This is a genomic window from Sorangium sp. So ce1504 (genome assembly GCF_051521635.1).
In the GTDB taxonomy this organism is placed as follows: Bacteria; Myxococcota_A; Polyangia; order Polyangiales; family Polyangiaceae; genus Sorangium; species Sorangium cellulosum_B.
The window spans coordinates 5,651,574-5,674,620 of sequence record NZ_CP150365.1 but is presented as its reverse complement, the minus strand read 5'-3'; the positions used below and the strand labels follow the sequence as shown (position 1 = coordinate 5,674,620).

Sequence of the window (23,047 nt, the reverse complement as noted above, 5' to 3'; positions counted from 1 at the left end):
GCCGGTGCTGCGCCCGAAGCTTCGAGCCCTTGAGATCGTGGTCATCCAGGATGAGCGCCATGGCCGCGCGTTGATGCTGCGCGACACCGAGGGCATCGCGCCGTCTCCGGTCGTCGTTCCCGCCGCGAGCGCCGCCGTGCTCGCGCGCTTCGACGGGAGGCGACCGATCGACGAGATCGCGCGTGACGTCGCCCGGTCGACGGGCCAGCACGTGGACGCCGCCCACGTGTCGCAGCTGGCCGACGAGCTGGAACGCGCGTGGATGCTCGACAGCCCGCGATTCCAAGCGCGCCGGCGGAGCGTCGTGCAATCGTTCGACGCGGCGCCGATCCGGATGGCCGCGCACGCGGGCGGCGCGTACCACGGCGATCGGCGGAAGCTCGCCGACTTCATCGAGCGAAAGTGCCTCCAGGTCGCGCGGCCGCAGGGCGGAGCGACGCGCGCTGTAGCGCCGCAAAGCGCGCCAACGCGCATGGTCGGGCTCTGCGCGCCGCACATGGATCTCTGGCGCGCGGCGGCGGGCTACGGGCATGCCTATGCTGCGTTGGAGCAGGCGCTGGCGGGTCCAGGGCTCGAGCAGGTCGACACGTTCGTTCTGCTCGGGACGTCGCACGCCGCGATGCGCCGTCCGTACGCCGTCTGCGAGAAGACGTTCGCGACGCCGCTCGGTCCTCTCGAGCCGGATCGAGAGATGATCGCGGAGCTCGCGGCGGCGAGCCGCTTCGACGTGCGCGAGGACCAGTACCTGCACAAGAACGAGCACTCGATCGAGTTTCAGGCCGTGTTTGTGCGGCACCTCCTTGGCGGCCGCGCGGCGTCGATCGTACCCATCCTCTGCGGCCTCTCGGAGTGTCAGGCGCGGCGTCGCGACCCCGCGCAAGACGATGGCGCCGAGTCGTTTCTGAGGGCGCTCCGCGACGCCCTGGCGAAGCGCCCCGGTCGCGTCCTCGTCATCGCAGGAGCGGACCTCGCCCACGTCGGCCCGCGCTTCGGTGATCCCGCGCCCCTGGACGAGCGGCAGCGGACGGCGCTGCGCGACCGCGATCTCGCATCGATCGAGCGCGCGACGTCGATCGATGCGCCGGGCTTCTTCGTCGACGTCGCACGTGACCTCGCCAGCCGTCGCATCTGCGGCCTCGGCCCCATCTACACGCTGCTCCGCGCGCTCCCGCCGTCGTCACGCGGCGAGATGCTGCACTACGAGCAGTGCGTCGACCCCGAGGAGGGATCGATCGTCAGCCATACGTCTCTCGGATTTTATGGTTGAAGATCCGCGCCTGGGCGTCCGCCCGGCGCGCGCTGGCGCTTCGTCATCGAGCGCGCCGAGAGCCCCCCGCGCTGGCGCGACGCGAGGCTCCCGCAGATGAAACGGGCGTCACTCAGCCGCGCGGGACCCTGCGGCGCGCGATGTCGAGGCCGAGCCGGTCGGCCTCGCGGTAGATGGCCTGTCGCGACATGCCCAGGGCACGCGCAGCCGACGCGACGGAGCCGTTGGCCCGGGCGAGGGCGTCCTCGAGGCGGGCGCGCGCGAGCGAAGGATCCGTCGCGGGCGGGAGGTTCGGCTTCACCCGCGGGCCGCGCGCGAGCGATCCCGCGATCGGCGTGACGGAGAGCGGACCGTCCGGCGCAGCCTGGGCTGCGGTCACGATCGCGGACTCGAGCTGCGGGACGCCGCCCGGCCAGCCGGCGCGGACGAGCGCCTCCAGGAGCTGCGGAGTGAAGCGGTCGAGGCCGATCGCGTTGCGCTCCGCGATGTCGCGCACGATGAGCGGCACGTCCTCGCGCCGCATCTCGAGCGTCGGGATCGTGATCCGCTTGCCGGAGAAGAGCGAAGCGAACCACGGCGCCACGCGCCCGTCGCCGGCGGCACGGTCGAGCGGCTGTCCGGTCGTCGCGATGATGCTGACGCCGTTCGAGCGACCGACCGAGTGCGCGATCTCCAGCTGCTGCGGGCGCGGCAGGCGATCGGCGTCGAGGACGAGCCATGTCATCGGTCGTGCGCCCGGCGGAATGGCCGGCTTCGTCTCGGCGCTGCCGTCGACCACCAGCGTCTCACCCAGGCCCTCGCGCACCGCTGCGGCGAGGCGAGCCAGCGTCCGCTTCCCGACCCCGGGCGCACCCTCGATGCAGACGCTGGAGCCCGACTGCACGAGCTTCATCACCGGGTCGATCCAGTCCTTGCGCTGCTTCGAGCCGAACACCAGCGGCCCGAGCCGAGACGGCGCGCCGTCATACAGCGCGAGGTGCCGCTCGACGAAGACCCCGAGCTGATGCCCGAGGCGCACCACGTCGCCGTGCATCACGCCGATGCGCCGGGCGCGGACGCCGTTCACCCACGTGCCGTCGTGGGTGTCCATGTCCTCGATGTAGCAACCGTCGGAACGGACGCTGATCTTCGCGTGCTCCGGCGCGATCCCGTGGCCCTCAATGCGCCCGTCGCGCGCGGCGCTGCCGATCACGGCGCCGTCCATGAGGCTCACGATCCGCGGCGGAGCGTCGAGCCCGATCAGGACGAGCCCCCACCCGCCGTCGTCATCCTGTCGTTTGGCGTGGACTCCGGACCGGTACTCTTTCTGAAGGACCGGCGCCGTTGTCTCCGCAACGTCCACTCGCAAAGCAGTCTGTTCGTTCATGCTCCCCCCAAGTCCAAAGGACCTGCCTGGTCGACCCAGGCCAACCAAGAGCGCGCCGAGTGGCGGGCACCCCTTATGATGTAAGAGCCCCCCACACGGTGCCGCTGTCGCGAACGCGAAGGCTTTTGTGAGCGGCACCGTTCGTGGTGCTGCTTGGCGAGCCCCCTCGCTCGCAATGGCCACACAATACTCGACCAGAGCGGCCGTGCAACCTGCCGGCGACGGAAGTTTTGAGGTTTTGTTGTTGAGAGCTTGACTCCCACCACGCCGATTGGTACTCATCCGCCACGCATCGACGGAGCGAACCTCCGGTGATGACCCGGCGCGAATCAGGATTTTTCTGACAAACGCCTTTAGAAGTGGTTTCCTGAATTAAGTGATTGACATCTGCGGGAGTAACTCAGTGGTAGAGTGCAACCTTGCCAAGGTTGACGTCGCGGGTTCAAATCCCGTCTCCCGCTCCACAACATAGGCTCTGCGGCAGCGAGCAGACCCTGCGAGGCCGGTGTGACCCACCGGCCTCTGTGTTTTGTTCAACATTTTGCTCAACCGCTCGGCGCGCTGGCGTCGTGGGAACCCACGGGGCGATGCGCCGAACGGTGCGCCAGGCGGCGGGCCTGTGATACGAGGATTCGCCTCATGTCCGCTCCGCTCCACGAGCGCCTGCGCCTGCTTGCCCATAGCCTCGAGCGGCAGTTCCTAGGCAAGGACGAGATCATCCGCCTGCTCATGATCGCGGTCGTCGCGGGCGAGCACTGCGTGCTCCTCGGCCCGCCGGGGACCGCGAAGAGCGCGCTCATCCGCACGCTCGCCGAGCTGATGCAGGCGCGGTACTTCGAGTACCTGCTCACGCGCTTCACCGAGCCGAACGAGATCTTCGGCCCGGTCGACATCGGTGCTTTTCGCGAGGGCGTCTACCGCCGGAACACCTCGGGGATGCTCCCCGAGGCGGAGATCGTCTTCCTCGACGAGGTCTTCAAGTCGAACAGCGCCATCCTGAACGCGCTGCTCACGCTGCTGAACGAGCGCAAGTTCGCGAGCGGCGGCCAGGTGCTCCGCTGCCCGCTCATCAGCGTCTTCGCTGCCTCGAACGAGGTGCCCGGCGACGAGACGCTGACCGCGATCTTCGACCGCTTCCTCCTGCGGGTGCAGTCCGACAACCTCGACGCCTACCACTTCAGCGAGCTGCTCCAGCGCGGCATCCAGCAGGAGATCCGGCATATGGCCGGCGAGCCGCTTCGCCCGCTCGTCGCGGCGCGCGAGCTCGCCGAGCTCGGCCGAGGGTTCGGCGCGCGGATGAACTTCGGCGATGCGTTCCTGTCGGCCTACAAGGGGCTGGTGTTCCAGATCCGCGCCGAGGGGATATCGCTCTCGGATCGTCGTGTCGTGAAGATGCTCAAGCTCTTCGCGGCGAGCGCTTACCTCGATGGCCGCCAGACGACCGACGCGAGCGACTTCTTCGTGCTCAAGCACATCTGGAACAACCAGGATCAGGCGGCGATCCTCGAGGGCATCGTGCAGCCGGTGCTCGAGGCCTTCTTTCGCGAGCACCCGGATCGCCGCCGCGTCGGCGCGCTCGGCGTCGGCGTGGAGGCGCTCGCCGCGGAGATCGATCGGATCCGGCAGATCCTCACGGGCGGCGCCTCGCTCGGCGACGTCCAGCTGTTCAGTCAGCTGAAGGCGCTCGGCGAGATCAAACAGGCGCTCGCCGGCATCAACGACGCTCGCGCCCGCGAGCTCGAGGCGCGCGTGTCTCAGCTGCTCGAGGCTTCGTTTCGGAGCGGACGCTTCGCGCAGATCTAGCGGCGCCCGGTCCGGGCGTCGCGGGCGCGGCGGCGTCGGTCCTGGAGCGAGCCGTCCTCCCTGCCGGGCTCCGGGCGGGCGTGCTCGGGGCGGCGTCGGTCCTGGAGCGAGCCATCCGCCCGGCCGGGCTCCGGGCGGGCGTGATCGGGGTGGTGTCGGTCCTGGAGCGAGCCATCCGCCCGGCCGGGCCCTGACCAGGTGCGCTCGGGGCGTCGGCGTTGGTTCTGGAGCGAACCCTCGGCTGTGCCGGTCCCCGGCCGCGCGCGGCAGCACCAGCGGCTTCCTGTGTAGGCCGAGGTGACGCCTTCGCGCCTGACCGGGCCGAGCTGGCCGTGCGGCGGTGGTCGACCGGACCCGACGACGCGCCCATCACCGCGCCGCGGATCCGCTTGGGCACGCCGAACGCCTCGCGGATGTGGAGGAGCTCATCCACCGTCAAGGCGCGCCACTCTCCCGGCCGGAGGCCTTCCGAGCTCACGCCGGCGAACGTCGTCCGGGCCAGGCGCATCACGGGCCAGCCGGTCGCCTCGCCCATGCGACGGATCTGCTGGTTGCGGCCCTCGCGGAGGGTCACCTCGAGCCACGTCTTGTCGCCCTCGCGGCGGAGCAGCCGCGCCTCGGCCGGCAGCGTGACGCCATCCTCGAGGCGGATCCCCTCGCGCCACGGCGTGAGATCGTCCTCGCTCATGACGCCCTGGACCTTCAGGACGTAGGTCTTCGGCACGCCGCCGCGCGGATGGAGCAGCGCGTTGGCGAAGTCGCCGTCGTTCGTCATGAGGAGGATGCCGCTCGTCGCGAAGTCGAGCCGACCCACGGGGTAGAGCCGCGCGCCCGTGCCGCGCACGTGGTCGGCGACCGTCGGGCGCCCCTCGGGATCGCGCAGCGTCGAGACGACGTTCCGCGGCTTGTGCAGCGCGACATAGACCGGCGCCTCGGAGACGAGGCGCTTGCCGTCGACCTCGATGCGGTCCTTTTGCCGGTCGGCCTTCAAGCCGAGCTCGGTCACGACGCGCCCGTTCACGCGCACCCGCCCGGCGAGGATGAGCTCCTCCGATGCGCGACGCGAGGCGACGCCGGCGCGCGCGATGATCTTCTGCAGACGTTCTTCCATGGTGTGCTCGGGCCCTACGCCGACGCGATGGTGTCGGCCGACGGCACTGATAAGCACGCTCCTCGCGCCGCGTCGACCGACCTGGGCGGTACGCTGCTGGGATCCGAGGCAGGCGCCGGCGCGCCTGCGCTGGCGAACACCTGCGGCGGCAGGAGCACCTGTGCGCGCCTGCGCGGTCAGGGCAGGGGGCGAGGTTGACCCCACCTCGGCTCGAAGGAGGCGCGCTCTATTTCTTCTTGTCGCTGGGGGGCGCCGCGCTCCCGCTCTCGCCCACGGCCTCGTTTGCCTTGTCCGCGGCCGCTTGATCTTCCGCAGCCTTCTTCGCGGCTGCAGCGGTGGCCTCCTCTTCTTTCTTTCGCTCGTCGTCCTCGAGGCGGCGCTTCAGCTCGTTGTCGTGATCCCACCGATCGACCCGCTCGTCGGCGTCGATGTCCACGCCCATCCGCTCGAGCCGCCCCATGCGGTAGATCTCCCAGACGTCCGGCTTGCCGTCGCGGTTCGTGTCGCGCTTGATGCGCGCGAGCTTGCCGCCGCTGTAGTACTTCCACTCGTCGGGGTTGCCGTCGCGATCGGAGTCGACCTTCACCTCGGCCAGCCTTCCGCCGGCGAACGTGAGCCATGTGTCGATCCGGCCGTCGTAGTTCGAGTCGGACTCCTCGTGAAGGCTCTCGCCCTTGTCGTTGTACTTGCGGACGACGTCCTTCACCCCGTCGAAGTTGGTGTCGATCTCGCGGCAGACGAGCGCCCTCTGGCGGTCTTCGCCGGTGCCCACGATCTGCCAGACGCGCCTCACGTTGGGCTGGATCGCGCCTGGCCCGGCGGTCTCGCTCGTCTCGCGATCTTCTTTGCCCTTCCAGTCGCACATCGAGCGATCGTCGATGCTGCCGTCGGCGTTGCGAGCCGCCTCGACCCTCGGCGCCTTCGCGCCTTCGAACCCTGGATCCGAGCCGCACGCCGCGCCGAGCAGGCTGAGCGTGGCCAGCGCGATGAGCGCTTGTCTCCTCATGTCACGGTCCCTTCTTGGCGGCCGGCTGGCCGGGCGCGGAGCCCGCGGGCGCGGTGCTCGCCGATGCAGCCGCGCCGGCGGGGGCAGCGGTGGGCACGACGGTCGTCGATGCAGCCGCGCCCGCGGCGGGGGCAGCTGTGGGCGCGGCGCCCGGCGCCCCGGCGGCCGCAGGCTGCCCTGCGCCCGCCCCTCCCTCCACGGGCGCGGCGCCGCCCGGCGGGGGCACGGGCGCTTTCGGCGCGCCGTACGACTCGGCGCAGAGATCCACCACGCTTCCGGGATCGGCCTTGCCATCGGCGTTCTGATCGCTCGCCACGACCGCGCACTTCGCGTCGTTCGGGTTGTTGAACTGCCACCACTGGTCGACGATCCCATCGCCGTCGGAGTCGCGCTCGCGGCGCGCGAGGCGCGGACCCTCGTAGTAGTCCCAGGTGTCGAGCTTGTCGTCGAAGTTGGTCTCGCGCTCCTTCAACACGATGGCGCCGCGCTCGTAGTGAGCGATCTCGTCGGCCCGCCCGTCGCGGTCGAAGTCCGATTCGCGCCGCCGTTCCACCCCCTTGCCGTCGTAGTAGATGAAGGCGTCGATCGCGCCGTCCAGGTTCAGGTCGACGACCCGACAGACCTCCCGGCCGTCTTGCTTCACGTGGATGATGTCGGGTATCCGGTCGCCGTTCACATCGACCTTCTCCGCAGAGGCGGAGTCCTTGTCGCAGGGCTCGTGGACGACCGCCGTGTCCCGTTCGCTGGTGGAGCCCTTCGCGCTCGAGGGTTCCGGCGTCGAGGACGCGCAGGAGGCGGCCGAAATGGTGATCAGGGCCACAAGCGAGCACCTGGACGACCGCCAGGTGAGCGGGAATCGCGTCATCAAGAGATTCCTCCGGCCAGCCCGGAACCCTCGGGACAGAAGCTCGACGCGCCGGGCGAGCCGTCCCGACGCGGACCAGCTTCAAGCCGCAGTCTAGACCGCGGCCCGCGCGCACATCAAGAAGCCCACCAAACGCGACGGACGCGACGGACGCGACCCGCGGCTCAGCCCGGCCGATCCCCGAACCCCGGCGAGCGGGGTGGCGCCATTCCGATTGACATCATACGTACCGGCATCTAGGGTAACGTCTTGTCAGTCGTACCCTTCGAGACTGGCGGGTTACCCTCCCGGGCGTGACATGTCGCGGAAGAAAGTCTCGACGACCATCTACATCACGCCCGAGCAGGCCGAGCGGCTGAAGATCCTGCACGAACGCACCAAGGTCCCGATCGCGGTCTACATCCGCGAAGGGATAGATATGGTCCTCAAGCACTACGAGCACGTGCTGCCAGGGCAGATGTCCCTTGAGAGCCCGCCGGTCGCCGCGCCGCCGCTCCCGAAGAAATGACCGGCGCCGGGGGCCGCAAGGCTCTGGGCCCGGGGGTGCCGGACGCCTGGGCGCCGGTCGCTCGGGGTGGATAGCTTCGCGGCGCGGGTCGCGCTAGGAGCAGGCACGCCGCGGTCCTCCATTTTCCGCGGCGCTCGTAGAGCCGCGCGCCGCGGCTCGCTCCCCCTGAGGGGCCCGGACGTTCCAGTCCGCTCCCTCGCATCTCGGTCGAGGCCGCGCGCTGCGGCCGCTAACGCTGGTCAGGTCGCCGCGCCCTGAAGCTCGCTATGCCCGTTGATTCCAAGCTCATCCGCAACTTCTCGATCATCGCCCACATCGACCACGGCAAGTCCACGCTCGCCGACCGCATCCTCGACGCGACCGGGGCGCTCACCGCCCGCGAGCAGAAGGAGCAGTTCCTCGACAAGATGGACATCGAGCGCGAGCGGGGGATCACGATCAAGGCCCAGACCGTTCGCCTGGATTACACCGCGAAGGACGGCCAGACGTACCGGCTGCACCTCATCGATACGCCCGGGCACGTCGACTTCAACTACGAGGTCTCGCGCAGCCTCCAGGCGTGCGAGGGCGCGTTGCTCGTCGTCGATGCCACCCAGGGCGTCGAGGCGCAGACCCTCGCGAACGTCTTCCTCGCCCTGGACAACAACCTCGCGATCCTCCCGGTCCTCAACAAGATCGACCTCCCCTCGGCCGACGTCGAGCGGACGACCCGCGAGATCGAGGACGTCATCGGCCTCGACTGCTCCGGCGCCATCCCCGCCAGCGCCAAGACGGGGATCGGCATCGCGGAGATCCTCGAGGCGGTGGTCGCGCGCATCCCGGCGCCGAAGGGCGACCTGAACGCGGCGCCCCGCGCCCTCATCTTCGACAGCTGGTACGACAGCTACCGCGGCGCGGTCGTCATGGTGCGCGTCGTCGACGGCATCATCAGGAAGGGCCAGAAGGTCCGCTTCATGGCGACCGGCCGCGACTACGAGGTCACGGAGATGGGCGTGTTCACGCCCCACGCGACCGCCATCACCGAGCTCGGGCCAGGGGAGGTCGGCTTCCTCGTCGGCAACATCAAGAGCGTCGTCGACACGAAGATCGGCGACACGGTGACCGACGCCGTCCACCCCGCGACGACGCCGCTTCCCGGCTTCAAGGAGGTCAAGCCGATGGTCTTCGCCGGGATCTTCCCGACGGACTCGGCCCAGTACGAGGACCTCCGCGACGCCCTGTCGAAGCTCCACATGAACGACGCCGCGTTCGTCTTCGAGCCCGACACCTCCGAGGCGCTCGGGTTCGGCTTCCGGTGCGGCTTCCTGGGCCTGCTCCACATGGAGATCATCCAGGAGCGGCTGGAGCGCGAGTACAACCTCGACCTCATCACGACCGCGCCGAGCGTCGTCTACCACTGCTACCTGAACGACGGCTCGATGAAGTCGATCGAGAACCCCGCGAAGCTCCCGCCGCCGAACCTCACCGATCGCATCGAGGAGCCGATCTTCCGGATGACCGTCCACGTGCCGTCGACGTACGTCGGCGCGGTCCTCGCCCTGTGCCAGGAGCGGCGCGGGGAGCAGAAGTCGATCCAGTACGCCTCGTCCGACCGCGTGATCATCACCTACGACATGCCCCTCAGCGAGGTGCTCTTCGACTTCCACGACAAGCTGAAGAGCGTGTCGCGCGGCTACGCGTCGATGGACTACGAGCTCGTCGGGTACCGCGCCGACGACCTCATCAAGCTGGACATGCTGGTGAACGGCGACCCGCTCGACGCCCTCAGCGTCATCGTGCACCGGGACAAGGCGTACGCCCGGGGCCGGGACCTCGCGGTGAAGCTCAAGGACATCGTGCCGCGCCAGCAGTACGAGGTCGCGATCCAAGCGGCGATCGGGTCGAAGGTCATCGCGCGGACGACCGTGAAGGCGATGCGCAAGGACGTGACCGCCAAGTGCTATGGCGGCGACATCAGCCGCAAGCGCAAGCTCCTCGAGAAGCAGAAGGAGGGCAAGAAGCGGATGAAGATGGTCGGGAGCGTCGAGATCCCGCAGGAGGCGTTCCTCGCCATCCTGAAGATCGACTGACGCGCGGGGGCGCTGGTCACCGCGCGCCGTGCGGCCACGCGAGCGTGGCGGCGCGCGGCGCACGCTCGTATAAGCCGCCCATGCAGCCCGCCCCCGTCCGGCCGCGCGAGCTCCGCGCGGCGTTCTCTGCCCTCGCGCTCGCCCTCGCCGTCCTCGCGTGCGACGAGCCGCCCGCTCCGGCGCCTCGAGCGTCCACCTCAGCCTCCGCGCCGCCGGGCGCGGACAGCGCGGCGCCGGCCCCGAGCGCCGCGGCGACCCCCGCGGCCACGGAGGCCGCGAAGCGAGAGTTGCCGCCGCGGCCGATTCCGATCGGGTCGAGCGGGCCGATCCAGCCGAGCGCGCCGGCGGAGCAGCAGATGATGGCGATCCAGTACACGCTCGCCATGGTGTCGCCGCGGTCGACCGACCCGCTCGTCGACAAGCCCTACCTCGAGGGCATCCTGCCGAAGCTCGCCGCGGCGGTGCGCACCGCCGACAAGGGCAAGACCCCGCCGAACCCTGTCAAGGCAACCAAGGGGAACAGGAAGATCGAGGTCGACATGGGCAAGGGATGCACCGAGCGCACCCCGTCCAACCTGCTCGCGCAGCGGGCAGGCTCCTCTCTGAAGGAGGCGTACGACGCGGGGATCCTCGTCGTCTCCTGCCACGACGACCGATGGGAGTGCCACCAGTCGACGCGGGATCCGAGCGACGTCCTGTGCCACGCAGCGCCGCGGCGCTGAGCGTGGTATGGGCTGCGCCTGCCATGCAGGAGACGCTTGCCTACTCGGTCCCCGGCGCCAACGCCCTCCCTCGAACGGGTCCGCTCGCCGAGATGCTCGTCGAGCTGAACCGCGAACGCCCGCCGCTCGCCCGGCTGCGCCACGACGCCACCGTCGCGTTCGGTCCGACGATGCGCGTCGAGCGCTTCGCCCTCGGGAACGGGCTCAAGGTGCTCGTGCTCGTCGACCCCTCCGCGCCCGTGGTCTGCCTGCAGACCTGGTTCGGCGTCGGCTCGCGCCATGAGCGCGTGGGCAAGACCGGCATCGCCCACCTCTTCGAGCATCTCATGTTCGGCGAGACGGAGAGCGTCGCTCACGGCGCGTTCGACCGGATGCTCGAGGAGGCCGGCGCCGAGACGAACGCGGCGACGTTCCTCGACTGGACCTACTACCACACGAACCTGCCGAAGGACGCGCTCGAGCTCACCCTCCGCCTCGAGGCGCAGCGCATGGCGCGGCTCGTCCTCCGCGATCCGCAGGTGTCGAGCGAGAAGGAGGTCGTCGCCAACGAGCGGAGGCAGCGGGTCGACGACGACGTCGACGGGGCGGTGAGCGAGCTGCTCTACAAGGAGGCGTTCACCAAGCACGCTTACGGGTGGCCGACCATCGGCTGGATGGAGGACATCAAGGGCTTCACGACCGAGGACTGCGTCGAGTTCTACCGGACGTACTACGCCCCCAACAACGCGGCGCTGGTCATCGTCGGCGACGTCGCGCTCGACGAGGCGCTGCGCGGGGTGCAGGACCACTACGGCGCGCAGGAGCCCTCGAAGATCCCGGTCGAAGAGGTGTGCCCCGAGCCGCCGCAGATCGCGGAGCGCCGCGCCGAGGTGGTGAAGCCGACCGCGACGCACAAGGTCGCGATCGGCTATCGCGCGCCGGCGCTCGGGGATTTCGACCACGCGCCCCTCGCCCTGCTGAACGAGATCCTCTTCTCCGGGCGGTCGTCGCGCGTGCATCGCGCGCTCGTTCAGGAGCAGGAGATCGCGAGCGAGGTCCGGGGCTGGGTGGGCTCGTTCCGCGATCCTTCGCTCTATGACATCTATCTCTCGGCTCGCGGCGAGCACACGGGGGAGGCGCTGCTCGCGGCCCTCGATCCGCTCCTGGAGGCGGTGCGCCGCGCCCCCGTTACCGAGGCGGAGCTCGATCGGGCGAAGGCGCGCATCGAGCTCTCGGTCCTGCAAGGGCTCGAGACCGTCGCCGGCAAAGCAGAGCAGATCGGCTTCTACGAGACGGTGCTCGGCGATCCTGCGGCCCTGTTCGAGCGGCTCGCCGCCTACCGGCGGGCGACCGTGGGGGATCTGCTGCGTGTGGCGCGGCGCTACCTGGTGAGCTCGGCGCGGACCGTGATCCACGTGATCCCGGACGGGACGAGCGACGATGACGACGAGGACGGGACGGACGCGGAGAGCGAGGAGGCATCGTGAGCCAGAGCGTGAAGAGCGGCCTCGCCTGGGGCGCCGAGGGGCAGGGCAGGGGAGCGACGGGGGGTCGCGTGGCGCCCCGCGACGGCGCGGTGCTCGTGGAGACGAGCCACGCGCTCCCCATCGTCAGCATCGTGGTCGCGTTCCCCTCTGGCTCGGCGCACGATCCGGCCGGGCGCGAGGGGCTCGCGCGCGTCACGGCGCGCATGCTCCGCCGCGGCGCGGAGGGCTACAGCGCGAACGAGATCGAGGAGACGATCGACGCGCTCGGCGGAGAGTTCGGCACCGACGTGGCGACGAGCGCGACGACGGTGCATTTCGAGGTAATCAAGCGCTCGCTCGACCGGTTCGTCGAGCTCGGGGCCACGCTCCTCGCGCGCCCGATGTTCTCGCCGCCGGAGCTCGCGCGGCTCCTGCGCGAGGCCGAGGCCGAGCTCATCGAGGCGCGCGACAGCGATCGCTCGCTCTGCAGCCGCGCCTTCCGGCGGACCCTGTTCGCCGGGCACCCGTACGGCCGCCGCACCGCGGGCACCATCCCGACGCTGCGGGAGATCACGCGCGACGACGTCGCCGCGTTCTATGCGCGGCACTACAGCCGGCGCAACGCGATCGTCGCCATCTCGGGCGACATCGAGCCCGGCGAGGCGCACGGGGTCGCCGAGCGCCTCCTGTCCGGCCTGCCCGAGGGCGAGGCGATCCCCGATCCGGTGACGGATCCCGGGGCGAGGCCGGGGCGTTGCCTCGTGTTCGTCGACAAACCCGAGCGGACGCAGATGCAGATGGTCATCGGCGGGCTCGGCACCGACGCCCACGACCCCGATCACATGGCGCTCCTGGTCGCGAACACCGCCTTCGGAGGCACCTTCTCGTCGCGGCTGATGCAGGAGGTACGCGCGAAGCGTGGCTGGTCCTACGGCGCCTCGTCGCGCGCGGGCTTCGATCGGCACCGCGACGCGTTCACCATGTGGACCGCGCCCGCGGCGCAGGACGCCGCCGCCTGTCTCTCCCTGCAGCTCGGGCTGCTCGAGGCGCTGCGGCGCGATGGGATCACCGAGGACGAGCTCACGTTCGTGAAGCGCTACCTCGTCCGCTCGCACGCGTTCGAGATCGACACCGCGAGGAAGCGCGTGCACCAGAAGCTCGACGAGCTCCTGTACGATCTGCCGGAGGGGTACCACGAGACCTACCTGAAGCGGATCGAGGACGTCACGCTCGAGGAGGCGAACGCCGCCGTGCGGCGCCGGATCTCCGAGGACGATCTCGTGATCGGGGTCGTCGGCACGCACGAGGAGATCGGCGAGGCGATCGCCGCGGCCGTCCCGAAGCTGGCCGAGGTGAAGATCGAGCCGTACGATCTCGAGTAGCCGGCGCCGCGCCGAGGGCGATCACGTCGAGGCGCGCAGGCCGCGAGACCCGGGCGCGCGCCGTCTCGGGCGATCTCGCCCCGCGGCGGCGAGGCCTCGCGCTGGCGACGCCGGCGGCCTGACCGAGCGGCGTCGGACGATCGGGAGCGCGATCGGAACCGCCCGTCGGCCGCCGGCATCCAAGGCGCTGCTCCTTCGCGAGATCGTGGCAGGGCTCGCGGCCCGCTCCAGGATCATCGGCGCCTCCGGCCGCGATCGCTCAGCGCGCGCCGCGCGATGCCTGCCACGGCGCACCTGGCGCCGGCTCGCGAGGGCGAACGAGGGGAGCTCGCGATGAAGGCACGAACCATCCACGCGCCGGTCCTTGCGGCGGTGACCGCGCTGTCCGGGCCCGCTGCCGCGGCGGTCCCCGTCACGATCACCCACCAGGGACGCCTCTTCGATTCGGTGGGCCAGCCCATCGACGACACGCTCGACGTGATGTTCGCGTTCTACGACGCGCCCGACGCGCCCGTGCCCGTCTGGAGCGAGCTCCACACCATCACGTTCGACCAAGGTTATTTCTCGGTCGACCTCGGCGAGCTCGCGCCCGTCGACAAGCCGGTCTTCGACGGCGCGGCGCGCTACCTGGGGATCACCGTCGGGGACGACCCCGAGATGGTGCCCCGCGCCAAGATCGCGAGCGTTCCGTATGCGCTCCAGGCCAGCAACGTCGCGGGGGACATCACGCCGAACTCGATCTCCATCGGCGGTCGCGTCGTCATCGACAGCAGCGGCGTGTGGGTCGGCGATCCGATCGGCCTGCAGGGCGCGCCGGGGCCCGCGGGCCCTCCCGGCGCGGCCGGTCCGGCCGGTCCGGCTGGGCCGCCTGGCGCTGCCGGGCCCCCGGGTGCGCCGGGGGCGGAGGGGCCGCAGGGACCTCCTGGTGTCATCTCGAGCACCTACGTTTCCGCCGCGGGTGCCGCCCCTCAGAAACCGCTGCAGTTCCTGGCTGCGCCCGCGACCGTGAGCGTGACCGCCTCGGGGCAGCGCGTCGTCGTCGTCTCCAACAAGGCGCTCGGCGCCGCGTCGACCCCGGCGGACCAGCTCCACCTCTGGATCTGCTCTCAGCAGCTCTCGCCTCTCGGGGAGCTCAGCCCAGAAGGGACGGGCGTCTATGCGGTCCAGGTCCCGGCGCACACCCGCATCACCATGGGGCTGAGCGCAGTGCTGTCGCTTCCCCCAGGCCAGTACAACGTCGGCCTCTGCGGTAAGTCCGATAGCCCCTTCTGGACCAACAACGACTATTCGTACACCTCGGCTGTCGTCTCGATGCAGTAAGGTCGGGCTGGGCGGCCAACCTCGCGCGCCGCGAGGCGCGCGGCGCCTGCCCTCCGATCGCCACCATGCAGAAGGAGCTGATGACCCCCGCGGCGATCCTGCTCGGCAGCCTCTTCATCGCAGCAGGGCTCTACCTCGGGCTGCAGCGTCCGCCGCCACCTGCGCCTCCGTCGGCCAGCGTGGAGGCCTCGACAGCACGCGCGGGCGCGCTGCCTGCGACTGCGGGCGCGCGCGCCCCTTCGCTGCCTGTGCATCATCCTGCGTCGGCAGGGGCCTCGCCGCTGACGAGCGAGCTCTACAAGCGTGTCGAGGGGGATGCCGCCAAGGAGCTCGAAGCGCGCCGGTCGCTCTTCGTGAAGCAGTGCTGGGAGCCTTCGCTCAGGAAGAACCCGGCTCCAGCGCGCGCCAGGTACATCTTCAACATGACCTTCGATGCGTCCGGGGACGAGATCGCCCGCGGCATCAGCGAAGTGCGAGGGATGGATCGTCCCGACGCGGCGCAATGCCTCCGGATGATGCCGCTGGGGCTCGTCGTGTCGCCGCCCGGAACGCGCGTCTCCGTCGAGGTCGAGATGACCCTGCCGTAGAGCGCCGTGGCTGTGAGCGCGCCTTCACCGCGGCGGCCGCGCTGCAGCGATGCCTCTCTGCCGTTTGGTCCGCGATGGACGGTGGGCTAAGGTCACGCCGTGCCTTGGCTTGCCGAGCTCGCCCTGCACCTCTGCCGCGTGCTGCACCTGGTGGTCCTGGCGATCGCGCCCACGTCGCTCTCGCCTGAGCCGCTCCCGGCCGGCGCGCTCGCCCTCTCGGGATCGCTCTCGGCGGCCGCGCTCGCCGCGGCGCTCGGCCTGTCGGCGTGGTTCGCCGCGCGGCTCGATACACGGCTCGCCAGGAACGGCGCGGCGCTGCTGTGGATCGCGCTCGCCGCGGCGCTCGCGGCCACGCTCTACTACCGCGGGCCTCGCGCGCCGCTCGCGCAGGGGGTCGTGTTCGTCGCGGTTCCCCTGTGGGCGGCGCTCGCGACCCTCGCCGCCGCCGCCGCGGAGCGCTGGCTCGGATCGAGCTTCAAGCACCGGCGCATGGGGGCCGCGATCGTCGTGATCGGCCTCGGTGTCGTCCAGCTGAACGGGGCAGCGCCCCTGCTCGGGTCGCGCGAGAGGATGTGGTGGGCAGCGCTGCGCCGCGACGGCGCACACCTGCGCGCGATCGACGAGCTCACGAGGCCGCTCCGCGAGCGGCGCAAGGTGGACGAGCTTGACGGCGTCGCGGCGCGCTGCCTGAGGATGCACCCCGCCGCCGCGCCCGCCGCGCCGGCCACGTGCGCCTGCCTCGCGCTGCGCGCCGAGGCGAGGCTGCACGCCCGCAACGCTGGCGCCGCCCTCCGCGACGCGGAGTCCGCGCGCGAGCGGTGCCCGGAGCAGAGCAGCACGCGCGCGATCCTGGCCGAGGCGCTCGCCGTCGCCGGCCGCCCCGAGCGTGCCGAGGCCGAGGCGCGGGCCGCGCTGGAGGAGGGCGGCGACCCGTCGCGGCTCCGCTATGCGCTCGCGCTCGCGCTCGAGCGCGCGGGTCGCCTGGCCGAGGCCAGGGCCGAGGCGGATCGCGCGATCGACGCCGGTGCCGGCCGGAAGGCGCAGCTCCTTGCGGGAGCGCTCGCGATCCTGGCCGGAGATCTCGACGGGGGGAAGGCGCGCCTCACGCCGCTCGCCGAGCAGGATCCCTCGGACGCCGAGGTGCTCTACAACCTCGCGCTCATCGCCGACAAGCGCGGCGACTACAACGGCGCACGTCAAGGCTACCTCGCCGCCCTGAAGGCCGAGCCCAGGAGCGCCGATGCGCGCTACAACCTCGCGCTCCTGACGTTCCGTGCGGGCATCGCCGAGGAGTCGCGCCACCACGTCCGCAAGTTCCTCGATGCGTTCCCGGACGATCCGCGGGGCAGCCAGCTCGCGCAGACGACGGGCACGCCGCTCGACAAGACGTACACGACCGACAAGACGGACAAGGCCGACGGCGGCGGCGTGCTTCCGGGCCGGCCCGCCGAGCGGCGGTCTCTGCAGGAGCCCGCCGCCGCGAGCTCGGGTTCTCGCTAGCTTCCGCCGCGAAGCGTCGTAACCGACGCAACCGACGCAACCGACGCAACCGACGCAACCGACGCAACCGTCGCAAACGTCGCAAACGTCGCAAATGCAGGGCGCGGGGGATGGCGGGGCTTCTACGCCATTTCATGCTGTCGGCCCCAGTTCACTTTTGCATGGCGCGAACGTGACCCTGGACGACGACCTGTGTTATTCCAGAAGGTCTGGGAGGCTGCGTGACACCCGCCGCGGGGAACACCGTTGCCGATCGCTTTCGCCTGGTGCGTCCGCTCAGGCAAGGCGGGATGGGCTCGGTGTGGCTCGCCCAGCACCTCGGCCTCGACATCCCGTGCGCGATCAAGTTCATGAACGCGCAGGGCGTCTCCAAGGAGGTGCGGCTCCGGTTCGAGCGCGAGGCGAAGGTCGCCGCGCAGATCCGTAGCCCGCACGTCGTGCAGATCCTCGACCACGGCGTCTGGCAGGGGACGCCGTACATCGCGATGGAGTACCTCGAGGGGGAGGACCTCGACACCCGCATCCAGCGCGTGGGGCGGCTCGACCCGCACGACACCATGGCGATCACGGCGCAGGTGGCGCGCGCCCTCACCAAGGCTCACGCGAGCGGCCTGGTCCATCGCGATCTCAAGCCGGCCAACATCTTCCTCGTCCGGGACGACGACAGGGAGATCGCCAAGGTGCTCGATTTCGGCATCGCGAAGGACAGCACGCCGCAGGTCACCTCCACGACGAAGACCGGCTCGCTGCTCGGGACGCCCGCGTACATGAGCCCGGAGCAGGCGCAGGGCACCAAGAGCATCGATCACCGCTCGGATCTCTGGTCGCTCGCCGTCGTCGTGTTCGAGTGCCTCACCGGCAAGCTCCCGTTCAACAGCGAGGCGTTCGGCGATCTGCTCCTCAAGATCATGGTCAAGCCGCTGCCCGTGCCGTCGCAATTCGCCCCCGTGCCGCCTGGCTTCGACGCCTGGTGGGCCCGCGCGGCGTCGCGCGAGCCGGACGCGCGGTTCCAGAGCGCGAAGGAGTTCTGCGACGCGCTCGCGATCGCGCTCGACATCGCGAGCGAGAGCTTCGAGCCCAGGACGAGCATCATCGGCCCGTTCCGCGTGTCCGGCGAGCGCATCTCGGTGGAGCTCGGGTTCGCGCCACGATCGAGGGAGAGCGCGGCGCTCCCCGACGCGGGGCCCGACAGCGCGGCGCCTTCGTTCGGGGACGCGGTCACGCTGATCGCCTCGGCGGACGGCGAGGCTGCGCGGACCTCGGCTGGGCCCGGCGCGACGGTGGCCTCGCCAGGAGCAGCGGTGGGCGCGTCCGCGATGTCCGGCCGCCAGATGCGGCCGCAGACCACCAGCGCGCTGGTTTCGGTGGTATCTCCTCCAGTCCGGCGGCCTGTCGTCGGACGCGCGCTCGCCGCCGCGGCGGCCGGCGCGGTCGTCCTCGTGGCCATCGCGTTCTTCGTCCTGCGCGGCGGGAGCCCTGACGCGACGGGGCAGCCGCTCGCGCAGCCGGCCCCCACGGCTTCGGTGTCCGATGCGCCGCGGGGGCCCGACGTCGTGGCGCCGGCCACCGCCTCCGCGCAGGCGCCGGAGCCGCCCCCCTCTGTGGCCTCGACGGCTGTAGCCTCTGCGACGGCGTCCTCGGTCTCGGCGACGTCGTCCTCGGTCTCGGCGACGCCGGCGAGCGGCCCGCGTGCGCCATCGGCTCAGCCCGCTCAGGCGAAGCCGCGTTCCCCCGCGCCGCCGGGGAGCGTCCGCCGCAAGCCGAAGCCGACGGATTTCGGCATCTGACGTTCACCCGCAGCACTTCGCACGGACCTCCTTCGTATGGCTCGTCGACTAGGGATCGCTTCCTTGCTGCTCGCCCTGACCTTCACGCCCGCCGCGCTGGCCCAGGTCTCGGACGCCGATCGCGCGACCGCGCGCTCGCTCGCCGTGGAAGGGCAGGAGGCCCTCGAACGAAAGGACTTCGCGGCCGCGCTCGATCGGTTCAGCCGCGCCGACGCCATCATCCACGCGCCGACCCTGCTGCTCGGCGTAGCCCGAGCCCAGGTCGGCGTGGGCCAGTGGATCGCGGCCCAGGAGTCGTACAGCCGCATCCTCCGCGAGGGGGTGCCGGAGAAGTCGCCCGAGCAGTTCTTCGAGGCGATCGCGGCCGCTCAACGCGAGCTCGACGCGCTCGCGCCCCGGATCCCGCAGGTGCTCATCTCGGTGAGCGGGCCGGACACCGCCGCCGTCACGATCGACGACGCGCCGGTGCCGCGCGCCGCGCTCGGGGTCCGGAGGCCGGTCGATCCAGGCGACCACGTCGTCCGGGCGTCGGCCGCGGGGTTCGCTCCGATCGAGGTGAAGGTGACGCTCGCCGAGGGCGCCAGCGAGACCGTCGCGCTCCAGCTCAAGCCGCTCGCGCCGCCGCCTCCGGTCAAGCCGCGTCCACCGGCGGCGCCGCGGCCAGACCAGGGCGCTCCTGCTTCCGGTTCCGGCGGCAGCAGCCGCACGGTGCTGGCGATCGCCGCGTTCGGGCTCGGCGGCGCCGGGCTCGCGGCCGGCGCCGTCGGCGGCGTGCTCGCGTTCGGCAAGCACGGCGATCTCTCGGGGCGCTGCCCCGGCGGCCGGTGCGACCCGTCGCTCAAGGGCGAGATCGACAGCTATCACGCGATGGGCACCCTCTCGACGATCGGGTTTGCGATCGGCGCGGTGGGCGTCGGCGCGGGGGCGTTCCTGCTGCTCACAGCGCCGAGATCGCCGCAGCGCGCCGGGATATCGATCACGCCCGTGATCGGGCTCGGCTCCGCGGGAGCGAAGGGGAGTTTCTGATGCGCCAGGCGTTCGGAATCGGCTCGATGGTCTGCGTTGCCATCATGACCGCCGCGGCATGCACCAGCGTGCTCGGGGACTTCACGGTGAGCGAAGCCAGCACGAGCTCGGCCGGTGGATCCGATGCGTGCGCGACCGGCACGGCGGACTGCGACGGCAACCCCGACGACTGCGAGGTGAACCTGCTCGACAACCCCCAGAACTGCGGCGCTTGCGGCGCGGTGTGCCTGGACGGCGGGACGTGCAGCGCGACCGGCTGCAGCGGGGCCACGGAGATCGCGCGCGGGTTTCCCACCATCGAGGCTCCGAACGCGAACCTCCTCACCGTCTACCAGGGCGAGGTCTACTGGACCGCCGGCGAAGGCACGGACGGCAGCGTGCAAAAAGTGTCGATCCTCGGCGGAGCCGTCACGACGCTCGCCGTCGGCCAGAACGCTCCGTACGGGATCGCCGTCAACCAGCACGGCGTCTTCTGGTCCAACCTCAACGACAAGGACGTCTTGATGGTGGACCGCAACGGAGCACGCGCGCCAGAGGTTCTCTTCGACTCGGACTTCGCGACCCTCGGCGTGGCTGCGGACGACAACGCGGTGTTCTGGGCGCAGCGCGCAGCTGGCATCGGCACGCCGGGCGACGGGAGCCTCATCGGCCAGATCCTGATGCCCGGCGAATGGGCGGACGATGAGTTCCTCGAGGTCAGCAATGCTTCGCCGCACCTCATCGCGCTCGACCAAGAGCACGTGTACTGGGTCGACAGGAGCCTGCGCGGCACGGTGAACCAGGCGCATCGGCAGACCCGCGACACGAAGCGGCTGGCCGACGAGCAGCCGTTTCCGTACGCCATCGCCGTGGACGACGACCACGTCTACTGGACCAACAGCCCGCGCGGGGATCACGCCAGCGAGCTGTCTGCCGTCATGAGGGCGCCGAAGGACGGCTCGGAGGACGCGGTGGTTGTCTGGACGGCCGCCGAGGATGATGACGTGGCGCATGCGTCCCCCGACTGCATCGCCGTCGATGGGCTCGATGAGTTCGTCTACTGGACCGATCAGGGGTCGCCCCGCATGATGCGGAAGCTCAAGGACGGCACCGGCAGGGCTCGGCCGCTGTACGAGGGCGGCACCCCGCGCGGGATCGCGCTCGCAGGGGGGTTCGTGTACTGGGCGGACGAGAGCAGCGGCACGATACGCAAGCTCCCCCGCTGAGGGGCGGCGCACATGCGCCCCGCGGCGTCACGCCGCCGCTCAGCGCGGGGCCGAGCGCGGCCGGTCAGCCTGCGGCGTCGCGCACCCGATCGACGTCGACGCCCAGCCGGCCTGACGTGTCGTCGGCGGCCGAGACGACGCGCGCGCCCTGGAGGATGTCGCGCGCCATGAGCTGCGTGGAGAGGATCGCGCAGAACGCCATGTCGTCGGTGTTGCTCATCGATTTGCCGCCGGTCTTGCGGCACTTCGCGACGAGCGCCGCGACGGGCTGCGCCTGCCAGATGCCGGCGTCCTTGATGGCGTCCGGCGACAGGCACGCCTCGACATAGTCCGGCGTCCCGCTCCCGAAGAAAGGCTGCACCACGGGCGCGCGGTACGGCTGCTTCTTCCGCTCGAGGACGCCGGGCGGCAGGAGATCGCCCATCGCGCGCTTCAGCACGTGCTTCTCGTCAAGGGTGCGGAGCTTGAGCGCGTCCGGCAGCGCGTCCGCCACGTCCATCACGTTGGGATCGAGGAACGGGAAGCGCCCCTCGACCGAGTTCGCCATCATCATGCGCTCGCCCTGGGAGGAGAGCAGGTAGCCGGAGAGCAGCGTCGTGATCTCCAGGTACTGCGCGCGCGCGAGCGGCGTCCAGCGCATGAAGTCGCGCGGCAGCTGCTCCCTCAGGCGATCGGCCGCGGCGGTGTCGCCGATGCCCTCGCGCATCGCGGGATCGAGCATCAGCTTGATGCGGCTCGTGGCGTCCCAGCGCGGGCGGTGGGAGTAGAACGGGTCGTCCGTCTGCGCGAGGTTCCGCCCGAAGAAGGCCTTGGCCATCTCGACCTGCGCGACCGGCGACCGCTGCAGGTAGGGGTAGAGCCGGAGGAGGAGCTGCGGCCTGAGCTTGCTGTCCGGGTGGCGCGCCCAGAAGCGGCGTACCCGGTCCTCGCGGAAGATGTCGTAGCCGGCGAAGAACTCGTCGGCGCCCTCGCCCGTCAGCACCACGCGGTAGCCGCTCTGCCGGACGAGGCGCGCCAGGATGAACAGCGGCGCCGGGGCGGTGCGCAGGAGCGGGGCCTCGGCGTGGTAGACGACCTCCGGGAATACGCCGGCGATGTCGGCGTCACCGCACTGGATCGACGCGTGCGACGTGCCGAGGTGCGCTACGGCGGCGCGCTGGTACTCGGCCTCGTCGAACTCGCGCTCGGCGAACTCGACCGAGAACGTGCGCAGCGGCACCTCGCGGTTCGAGGCGATGAGCGCCGCGACGATCGTGGAGTCGAGCCCGCCGCTCAGGTAGCTGCCGACGGGGACGTCGGCGCGCAGGCGGATCGTCGAGCCGCCGCGGACCGCCTCGCGCACGCTGGACACGAGCCCCGCCTCGTCGCCGCCGGGCGCGCGCCCGACGGGGAACTCGGGGCGGAAGCGGACCGAGACGCGCGGCGCCACGTCGCGATCGAGGTCGAGCGTCGCCACCGCGCCCGGCGGGATCTGCTGGATGCCCTCGTACGGCGTGAGCGGGGCGGTCGGCGCCCAGAACGTCAGCGCCTCGTCGAGGCCCTCGCGGGAGATCGCGCGGGGGATGGTGGGGTCCTGGAAGAGCGACTTCACCTCGCTGGCGAACCGGAGGACGCTGCGGTGGACCGTCCAGAAGAGCGGGTTGATGCCGACGCGGTCGCGCGAGAAGAACGCGCGCCTCCGCTGGACGTCCCAGATGACGAACGCCCACTGGCCGTTCAGCCGATCGACCATGGCCTCGCCATACTCGGCGTAGGCGTGGATCAGCGCCTCGGTGTCGCTCTTGGTCCGGAAGTGATGGCCCTTCGCCGTGAGCTCCTCGCGGAGCTCGATGTAGTTGAAGATCTCGCCGTTGAAGCAGACCCAGAGCGTCTCCTCGGCGTTGGCCATCGGCTGCCAGCCGCCGTCGAGGTCGATGATCGACAGGCGCGAGTGGGCCAGCGCGACGTGGCGATCGCGGTAGATGCCGAAGCCGTCAGGGCCGCGGTGGCGGAGCGCCCGCGCCATCTTGAGGGCCAGCTCGCGGTCGGGGTTCGGCGCGTCGGTGCGTAGGTTGATGAGGCCGGCGATACCGCACATA

The 23,047-nt window shown here is 70.9% G+C and carries 18 protein-coding genes and 1 tRNA gene; 14 read left to right on the top strand and 5 right to left on the bottom strand.

The window, feature by feature from the left end; genetic code table 11:
- Window positions 1-37 precede the first annotated feature (37 nt).
- On the top strand, window positions 38-1,267 hold the full coding sequence (gene amrB / locus WMF39_RS21335; RefSeq protein WP_437747303.1) for an AmmeMemoRadiSam system protein B: 1,230 nt from the start codon (window positions 38-40) through the stop codon (window positions 1,265-1,267).
- A gap of 112 nt (window positions 1,268-1,379) precedes the next feature.
- Here the strand turns inward: amrB and WMF39_RS21330 are convergent, their stop codons facing one another.
- Window positions 1,380-2,609: an FHA domain-containing protein gene (locus WMF39_RS21330; protein WP_437301585.1), complete on the bottom strand. Its 1,230-nt coding sequence runs from the start codon at window positions 2,607-2,609 to the stop codon at window positions 1,380-1,382.
- A gap of 413 nt (window positions 2,610-3,022) precedes the next feature.
- On the opposite strand from WMF39_RS21330, the gene WMF39_RS21325 reads away from it, so the two are divergent.
- Both WMF39_RS21325 and WMF39_RS21320 read left to right on the top strand, forming a co-directional pair.
- Window positions 3,023-3,097 (top strand) — tRNA-Gly (locus WMF39_RS21325).
- Between the two features lie 175 nt (window positions 3,098-3,272).
- Complete coding sequence (locus tag WMF39_RS21320; protein ID WP_012236471.1) at window positions 3,273-4,436, top strand: AAA family ATPase; 1,164 nt, start codon at window positions 3,273-3,275, stop codon at window positions 4,434-4,436.
- Here WMF39_RS21320 and WMF39_RS21315 read toward each other — a convergent pair.
- The 3 genes from WMF39_RS21315 to WMF39_RS21305 all read right to left on the bottom strand — a co-directional run bounded on the left by WMF39_RS21315 (window position 4,348) and on the right by WMF39_RS21305 (window position 7,418).
- The gene (locus tag WMF39_RS21315) at window positions 4,348-5,547 is read right to left on the bottom strand and encodes a pseudouridine synthase (protein ID WP_437747302.1); all 1,200 of its coding nucleotides are present in this window, start codon (window positions 5,545-5,547) and stop codon (window positions 4,348-4,350) included. The two genes, WMF39_RS21320 and WMF39_RS21315, sit on opposite strands and share 89 nt — an antisense overlap.
- A gap of 226 nt (window positions 5,548-5,773) precedes the next feature.
- The gene (locus WMF39_RS21310) at window positions 5,774-6,553 is read right to left on the bottom strand and encodes a hypothetical protein (RefSeq protein WP_437747301.1); all 780 of its coding nucleotides are present in this window, start codon (window positions 6,551-6,553) and stop codon (window positions 5,774-5,776) included.
- 1 nt (window position 6,554) lies between these two features.
- Window positions 6,555-7,418: a hypothetical protein gene (locus WMF39_RS21305; protein WP_437747300.1), complete on the bottom strand. Its 864-nt coding sequence runs from the start codon at window positions 7,416-7,418 to the stop codon at window positions 6,555-6,557.
- Between the two features lie 298 nt (window positions 7,419-7,716).
- Between WMF39_RS21305 and WMF39_RS21300 the strand changes: the two genes are divergently transcribed.
- The 11 genes from WMF39_RS21300 to WMF39_RS21250 all read left to right on the top strand — a co-directional run bounded on the left by WMF39_RS21300 (window position 7,717) and on the right by WMF39_RS21250 (window position 20,969).
- Window positions 7,717-7,926: a ribbon-helix-helix domain-containing protein gene (locus WMF39_RS21300; RefSeq protein ID WP_437747299.1), complete on the top strand. Its 210-nt coding sequence runs from the start codon at window positions 7,717-7,719 to the stop codon at window positions 7,924-7,926.
- A 266-nt stretch (window positions 7,927-8,192) separates the two neighbouring features.
- On the top strand, window positions 8,193-9,995 hold the full coding sequence (gene lepA, locus WMF39_RS21295; protein ID WP_437554314.1) for a translation elongation factor 4: 1,803 nt from the start codon (window positions 8,193-8,195) through the stop codon (window positions 9,993-9,995).
- An 80-nt stretch (window positions 9,996-10,075) separates the two neighbouring features.
- Window positions 10,076-10,717: a hypothetical protein gene (locus tag WMF39_RS21290; protein WP_437747298.1), complete on the top strand. Its 642-nt coding sequence runs from the start codon at window positions 10,076-10,078 to the stop codon at window positions 10,715-10,717.
- Between the two features lie 23 nt (window positions 10,718-10,740).
- A complete protein-coding gene (locus tag WMF39_RS21285; protein WP_437747297.1) occupies window positions 10,741-12,183 on the top strand; it encodes a M16 family metallopeptidase in 1,443 nt (480 codons plus the stop codon).
- The gene (locus WMF39_RS21280; RefSeq protein ID WP_437747296.1) at window positions 12,180-13,544 is read left to right on the top strand and encodes a M16 family metallopeptidase; all 1,365 of its coding nucleotides are present in this window, start codon (window positions 12,180-12,182) and stop codon (window positions 13,542-13,544) included. Before WMF39_RS21285 ends, WMF39_RS21280 begins: the two co-directional genes overlap by 4 nt.
- 333 nt (window positions 13,545-13,877) lie before the next feature.
- Window positions 13,878-14,864: a collagen-like protein gene (locus tag WMF39_RS21275; RefSeq protein ID WP_437747295.1), complete on the top strand. Its 987-nt coding sequence runs from the start codon at window positions 13,878-13,880 to the stop codon at window positions 14,862-14,864.
- A gap of 65 nt (window positions 14,865-14,929) precedes the next feature.
- Window positions 14,930-15,451 (top strand): hypothetical protein, encoded by a 522-nt coding sequence (locus WMF39_RS21270; RefSeq protein WP_437747294.1) that lies wholly within the window; start codon window positions 14,930-14,932, stop codon window positions 15,449-15,451.
- Between the two features lie 99 nt (window positions 15,452-15,550).
- Window positions 15,551-16,951 carry a tetratricopeptide repeat protein gene (locus WMF39_RS21265; RefSeq protein ID WP_437747293.1) on the top strand — a complete coding sequence of 467 codons (1,401 nt, stop codon included), beginning with the start codon at window positions 15,551-15,553 and terminating at the stop codon, window positions 16,949-16,951.
- 221 nt (window positions 16,952-17,172) lie between these two features.
- Window positions 17,173-18,738 carry a protein kinase domain-containing protein gene (locus tag WMF39_RS21260; protein WP_437747292.1) on the top strand — a complete coding sequence of 522 codons (1,566 nt, stop codon included), beginning with the start codon at window positions 17,173-17,175 and terminating at the stop codon, window positions 18,736-18,738.
- Window positions 18,739-18,801: 63 nt separating this feature from the next.
- On the top strand, window positions 18,802-19,764 hold the full coding sequence (locus tag WMF39_RS21255) for a hypothetical protein (RefSeq protein WP_437747291.1): 963 nt from the start codon (window positions 18,802-18,804) through the stop codon (window positions 19,762-19,764).
- Window positions 19,764-20,969, top strand: coding sequence for a lipoprotein receptor (locus WMF39_RS21250; RefSeq protein WP_437747290.1), 1,206 nt, complete (start codon window positions 19,764-19,766; stop codon window positions 20,967-20,969). Before WMF39_RS21255 ends, WMF39_RS21250 begins: the two co-directional genes overlap by 1 nt.
- Before the next feature lie 64 nt (window positions 20,970-21,033).
- On the opposite strand, the gene asnB is transcribed toward WMF39_RS21250, so the two are convergent.
- Window positions 21,034-23,046 (bottom strand): asparagine synthase (glutamine-hydrolyzing), encoded by a 2,013-nt coding sequence (asnB, locus tag WMF39_RS21245; RefSeq protein ID WP_437747289.1) that lies wholly within the window; start codon window positions 23,044-23,046, stop codon window positions 21,034-21,036.
- Window position 23,047 lies beyond the last annotated feature (1 nt).

Bases quoted from the DNA above. Each gene is read 5' to 3' on its own strand.
- WMF39_RS21320 (WP_012236471.1), top strand. From the start codon at position 3,273: ATGTCCGCTCCGCTCCACGAGCGCCTGCGCCTGCTTGCCCATAGCCTC.
- WMF39_RS21315 (WP_437747302.1), bottom strand. From the start codon at position 5,547: ATGGAAGAACGTCTGCAGAAGATCATCGCGCGCGCCGGCGTCGCCTCG.
- WMF39_RS21310 (WP_437747301.1), bottom strand. From the start codon at position 6,553: ATGAGGAGACAAGCGCTCATCGCGCTGGCCACGCTCAGCCTGCTCGGC.
- WMF39_RS21305 (WP_437747300.1), bottom strand. From the start codon at position 7,418: ATGACGCGATTCCCGCTCACCTGGCGGTCGTCCAGGTGCTCGCTTGTG.
- WMF39_RS21300 (WP_437747299.1), top strand. From the start codon at position 7,717: ATGTCGCGGAAGAAAGTCTCGACGACCATCTACATCACGCCCGAGCAG.
- lepA (WP_437554314.1), top strand. From the start codon at position 8,193: ATGCCCGTTGATTCCAAGCTCATCCGCAACTTCTCGATCATCGCCCAC.
- WMF39_RS21290 (WP_437747298.1), top strand. From the start codon at position 10,076: ATGCAGCCCGCCCCCGTCCGGCCGCGCGAGCTCCGCGCGGCGTTCTCT.
- WMF39_RS21285 (WP_437747297.1), top strand. From the start codon at position 10,741: ATGCAGGAGACGCTTGCCTACTCGGTCCCCGGCGCCAACGCCCTCCCT.
- WMF39_RS21275 (WP_437747295.1), top strand. From the start codon at position 13,878: ATGAAGGCACGAACCATCCACGCGCCGGTCCTTGCGGCGGTGACCGCG.
- WMF39_RS21270 (WP_437747294.1), top strand. From the start codon at position 14,930: ATGCAGAAGGAGCTGATGACCCCCGCGGCGATCCTGCTCGGCAGCCTC.
- WMF39_RS21250 (WP_437747290.1), top strand. From the start codon at position 19,764: ATGCGCCAGGCGTTCGGAATCGGCTCGATGGTCTGCGTTGCCATCATG.
- asnB (WP_437747289.1), bottom strand. From the start codon at position 23,046: ATGTGCGGTATCGCCGGCCTCATCAACCTACGCACCGACGCGCCGAAC.